This window comes from Microcystis sp. M44BS1 (genome assembly GCF_020244875.1).
GTDB lineage: Bacteria > Cyanobacteriota > Cyanobacteriia > Cyanobacteriales > Microcystaceae > Microcystis > Microcystis panniformis.
Genome location: NZ_JADBVM010000177.1, coordinates 1 through 4,904, shown reverse-complemented (window position 1 = coordinate 4,904; position 4,904 = coordinate 1). Strand labels below are relative to the sequence as shown.

At 50.9% G+C, this 4,904-nt stretch carries 5 protein-coding genes; 4 read left to right on the top strand and 1 reads right to left on the bottom strand.

Annotated features, from left to right (window positions below; translation table 11 throughout):
- Window positions 1-308: 308 nt before the first annotated feature.
- Window positions 309-866 carry a Uma2 family endonuclease gene (locus tag IM515_RS14245; protein WP_002763043.1) on the bottom strand — a complete coding sequence of 186 codons (558 nt, stop codon included), beginning with the start codon at window positions 864-866 and terminating at the stop codon, window positions 309-311.
- 178 nt (window positions 867-1,044) lie between these two features.
- Between IM515_RS14245 and IM515_RS14240 the strand changes: the two genes are divergently transcribed.
- The 4 genes from IM515_RS14240 to IM515_RS14225 all read left to right on the top strand — a co-directional run.
- The gene (locus tag IM515_RS14240; RefSeq protein WP_287628699.1) at window positions 1,045-1,539 is read left to right on the top strand and encodes a tetratricopeptide repeat protein; all 495 of its coding nucleotides are present in this window, start codon (window positions 1,045-1,047) and stop codon (window positions 1,537-1,539) included.
- A gap of 143 nt (window positions 1,540-1,682) precedes the next feature.
- Window positions 1,683-2,783 carry a S1C family serine protease gene (locus IM515_RS14235; RefSeq protein ID WP_346304855.1) on the top strand — a complete coding sequence of 367 codons (1,101 nt, stop codon included), beginning with the start codon at window positions 1,683-1,685 and terminating at the stop codon, window positions 2,781-2,783.
- 59 nt (window positions 2,784-2,842) lie between these two features.
- Window positions 2,843-3,451 carry a COP23 domain-containing protein gene (locus tag IM515_RS14230; protein WP_072924757.1) on the top strand — a complete coding sequence of 203 codons (609 nt, stop codon included), beginning with the start codon at window positions 2,843-2,845 and terminating at the stop codon, window positions 3,449-3,451.
- Between the two features lie 39 nt (window positions 3,452-3,490).
- Window positions 3,491-4,904 (top strand): S1 family peptidase (locus IM515_RS14225; RefSeq protein WP_287698033.1); only part of this gene is annotated, 1,414 nt, incomplete at its 3' end.

Below are 4,904 nucleotides of genomic sequence, written 5' to 3'. Positions count from 1 at the left end.
TAGAGTCCGTAGGTTGGGTTGAGCGAATAAATATGTTAAGGAAAACCTCTCAATTCTCAGGAAAAGCGAAACCCAACACCCAACACCTAAATCTGTCTGAATCTTTTTGTTGGGTTTCCTTGGGTGTATTGTTGGGTTTCGTGCCTCAATCCAACCTACGGTAGAAACCCAACACCCAACACCCCCCCAGCCCCCCCGATGTCGGGGGGGTTGGGGGGGTCACACCCTGCCCCCACCAACAAACTTTTTGCCGCAAACCCTAGATACTCGATCGATTTTGAATCTCACCCCGAAAAAAGCGATCGATCTTACAGCAAGATTTCTAGCGCTAGGGTGAACCCCGGAACCACATCTTCCCCGCTTAAAATCGCGTTCTCGGGATAACAGGTAATCGTCCCGTCCTGACGATAGACGAAAGCCTGTTTATTGTGGCGATCGATCAACCATCCTAACTTCACCCCGTTCTCCCGATACTCCTCCATTTTCCGCTTTAACTTGGATAAACTATCGGTTTTAGAACGGATCTCGATCACGAAATCCGGCGCGAGATCGAGAAATTCATCCTCCCTTTCCTGCCAACCGGACGGTAAACGTTCTCTCGCCACGAAAGCCACATCGGGAGAGCGTACCGCGCTATTGGCCAGTTTAAAACCGCCGCTAGAACTAAATACCTCTCCTAACCCGTTCTGTTCGACCCAGTAGAGCAGGCGAGCGCCGGCTTTCAGTTCTCGATTCGCTGAAATACTTCCGATCGGGGGCATAGTGACTAACGTTCCATCTGCATTGCGTTCAAAGCCTAATTCCGGGTTCTGACAACTGAGGCGAATTAATTCCGCATCAGTAATCGTCGGGGATTTGCTTACCATATTGCATCAAAAAAAACAAGTATTTTTCACTAAATGATAACAAAGCGATGCCGATTGCCGCGCTTTTTCCTTTTGTACCCGAAAGGAAAAAAAATTGATCGCCCTATCCTGCATATTCCCAAAAAAGCAACCGATGAATTAGGTAGAAGCTCAAATCACCCTCACCGAGGAACTACCTATGAAATCCTTCGCCCTTCTCACCACCGTCAGCCTAATCGGCCTCTCCACCCTCGCCACTGTTCGCCCCGTCATCGCCCTAGAAAGCCGACAACCAGCCGAAACCCTGATCACTCAAGCGAACTACAAAGAAGCGATCGCCCACTTTAACCGGGGAATTAACTACATCCAACAGGAAAAATATGATCTCGCCCTCGCTCAATTCACCAGAGCGATCGAACTCGATCCAGACTATACCGAAGCTTACCTCGGTCGGGGCATGATTTACACGATGCGCGAACAATGGCGACCGGCGTTTCAAGACCTGAACACCGCGATCCGACTAAACCCCCGCGCTGCCTACGCTTACCATTTCCGGGGTATCGTCCATCTCGCATTTAACCAGAGACAAAATGCGATCGCCGATCTAACAACGGCCGCCGAATTATTTCGCCAGCAGGGAAACGCAGAAATGTACAACAGCGCCATAGAAGCACTACGGCAGATAGGTGCGTAAGTTGCAAGGGAGAGCGATCGCTCTCCCCCTCTAAACTTTTGTAAAAAAACCAATCTGAAGACTTAAAACTTAATCGCATAATTGGAAAAAAACCAACGATAACATCCTTGCAAGTATCCCCCAACTAAAGAGGAGCCAACCCGATGAAACCAATTACTTTCACCCTATCGGCGCTACTCGCCACCACTGGCCTACTGGTTCAACCCGGAGGCTTCCTGATGGAAAACATTCCACCCATCCTCGCGCAGGATCAGACCGCTTCCAGAGTCTATCAGAAAGCCAGCCCCGCCGTCGTCACCGTCAAAAATGGCAGCGGCCACGGTAGCGGCTTTCTCGTCAGTCCCGACGGTATCATCATTACCAACGCCCACGTTGTTGCGGACGGACCCCGGGTGGTGACGGTGAAATTTGCCAACGGACAGCAGGCCTCAGCAGACGTGATCGGCTTTGCCAAAAATGGCGTGGATTTGGCCGTCCTGCGGATTTATAACCGCCAAAACCTGCCCTATCTTCCCCTTGCCCGTCCGAACTCCGCCAAAGTCGGCGAAAGCGTTTTCGCCATCGGCACACCCTTAAACGAGGACTATCAAAACACCCTCACCCAGGGCATTATCAGCCGTCTCGACCCCGAAAAAGGCAGAGTACAACACAACGCTAATATCAACAAAGGCAATTCCGGCGGGCCGCTTTTGAATTCACGGGGGGAAGTGGTGGGGGTTAACGTCGCGGGCGATATCGGGAGTTACGTTTACGACGGTGCGGGAAACCCGATCGGCCTTACCCAGAGCGGGATTAATTTCGCCGTTTCCCTCGATCGCCTGCAAGCTTTCCTCACCGCAGTTAAAACAGGCGATGTCTCCACCGTCTCAACATTAGGACAGCAAGAGCGGATACAGTTACTCGCCCTCCCTCTTAACGGTCAGACCGTTCAAGGCAACTTGACCAAAGACCAAAACCAACAATATTACGGGTTCGAGGGTCGTGCCGGACAGAAAATCGTTCTGGATATGAACAGCAACGAGATCGCTCCCTATCTTGTCCTCTATCGCGTTCTCCAATCTTCCGAGGGGACAAAATACCCACAGGTCGCCCGTAGTGACCAGCGCGTCGATCGCGCTCCCGGGGATTTTAACGCTCGACTCGTAACCGAATTACCTGCCGATGGAGTTTATATCCTAGTGGCCACCTCTCGCGAAGGGGGTGAATCGGGTCGCTACACCCTCAACGCCGCCGCTAACCCTTAAATAATCCCATTTTGACCCTAATCACGATTCTAATCCCTATTTTCTGAGGAACTATCCCTATGAACTCTAGACATATTTCCCACCGTCTCGCTGGCGTCGGCCTCCTCGCCACTGTCCTCCTCGGTGGTATCGCCCCCGGTTTCAGCCAATCGACCACCCCGAATGGCGTCACCTTCTTCTGTAAAGAGGTGTTCGATCGCGCATCGGGAGGAAAAATCCCCGCCACCCTGGCTTGGATTCCCCAAAGGAGCGGCAATGTGCGGATTATCGGCTGGAAATCGGAATATTTCTCCAAACGTTCCCCGGTTCGTTGCGAGGAAGTCACGAAAAAATTCCAGGAAGCCTATAATCAAGGGCGTTTTAACTATCTCACCACCGGCCGGGCGAAGGGATACCCGATCATCTGCAGCGTTTCACGATCCGGCGATCCCTGCGATGGTAATAGCCAACTTTTTACCCTTAAACCCCACGACAATCCAGATTTAGTCTTGCAACAACTCATGGACATCCTAGAGGGGAAAAGCTCGGATATGCTCCTCCAGAATTCCGGAGATAAAACCTATATCTCGATGACGGAGTTTTTCGCCAAAGCTCCACTCGCCGATCGCGACGCGCCCTGTGGTACGAGATCTGCTGGCCCGCAAAATAATTGCGTTCCCACCCGCTAGAATTTTCGCTGTTTTACCCCGAATTTCCCCATAATAACCATGTTGAAACCCTTTCCCCTACTCCTAAGCCTCCTACTTCTGCCCGTCGTACCGGTTAAAGCGCTATCCCCTTTCTCTGCTCCGGCGATCGTGGCGGGAGACAGCCCAGACGCGCAGATCGAGCGATCGATCCGTCAAGTCACTGTTAAGATTACTAGCGAGATAAATCGGGGATCGGGAATCATTATCGGGAAAAAAGGCAGTATATACCTCGTTTTGACCAACGCTCACGTTACCCGTGGCGCGACCACCCTACAGATCCAAACCCACGACGGCCAAACCCGCACAGCCTCGATCGCACCGAATTCCCTCTTAAAAGATAAGGATCTGGCCCTGGTGGAGTTTAGCGATACCAGGGATTATCCGATCGCTAAAATTCGCGCCATTTCCCCGGATGCGGAACTAGATATCACCGTAACCGGTTATTCCGCAGAAACGGGGCAGTACACCACCGATAACGGGAAAATTGAACAAACAAGCGATCGACCCCTCCGGGAGGGCTACAGCGTCGGTTATAGTGGCGAGATCGTGCAGGGAATGAGCGGCGGTGGTATCTTTTTCGAGGATGAGTTAATCGGTATTAACGGGCGATCGGCCCATCCGATTCTCTCTAACTACACCTACGAAGACGGTACAAAACCCACAGACGCAGAAATCCAACAGATGAGAGCGGTTAACTGGGGCATTTCCCTTCATACCCTATTAACCTACATCCGTCCCGAAATCCTCAGCGCCTATAACCTGCCCCTACCGCAGGTGAACCCCGATATAGAAACCACCGTCTATACTGGTTATATCGCCAAATTAGAAACGAAAGCGAAGGGTTTCACCGTCCGGATTGATAGTAGCAGTACAGCCAATGGAAGTGGCGTAATTATCGCTAAAAAAGGGAATATTTACACGGTTTTAACCGCAGACCATGTATTATGTGAGAACAAGGAAGAAAGTCAAGATGCTGCAAGTGAACCTTGTCCCGATCACACCTACACCGTCGTCACCAGCGACGGCAAAACTCGAAACATCGAGAAAAGCACCATCATCCGGCAGGAAGGGGTAGATTTAGCAGTTTTTCAGTTTGAAAGCCGAGACAATTATCCCGTTGCGGAAATAGCGAATTATAACCCAAATACCGGTGATTTTGTTTTTGCGGCAGGCTTCCCCAAAATTGGCAAAAATCCCTCGAAATGGTTGTTTAGTGGCGGTGCAATTCACGATAAAGAACAGGGATTACTACAAACCCGCCAAAGTGACTTAAGAACGCAACAAAGTGGAACATTACAAAGTGTTGCTTCTTTAACCGGAGGCTATGAATTAGTTTATACCAGCATCACATTTGGGGGCATGAGTGGCGGTGCAGTCTTAGACTCCCAGGGGAGAGTAATAGGGATTCATGGAAGTTCGGAAACAGCAGGGG

Excerpts from the sequence above, each read along its gene's own strand:
- IM515_RS14235 (WP_346304855.1), top strand. The coding sequence starts at position 1,683 with ATGAAACCAATTACTTTCACCCTATCGGCGCTACTCGCCACCACTGGC.
- IM515_RS14245 (WP_002763043.1), bottom strand. The coding sequence starts at position 866 with ATGGTAAGCAAATCCCCGACGATTACTGATGCGGAATTAATTCGCCTC.
- IM515_RS14230 (WP_072924757.1), top strand. The coding sequence starts at position 2,843 with ATGAACTCTAGACATATTTCCCACCGTCTCGCTGGCGTCGGCCTCCTC.
- IM515_RS14240 (WP_287628699.1), top strand. The coding sequence starts at position 1,045 with ATGAAATCCTTCGCCCTTCTCACCACCGTCAGCCTAATCGGCCTCTCC.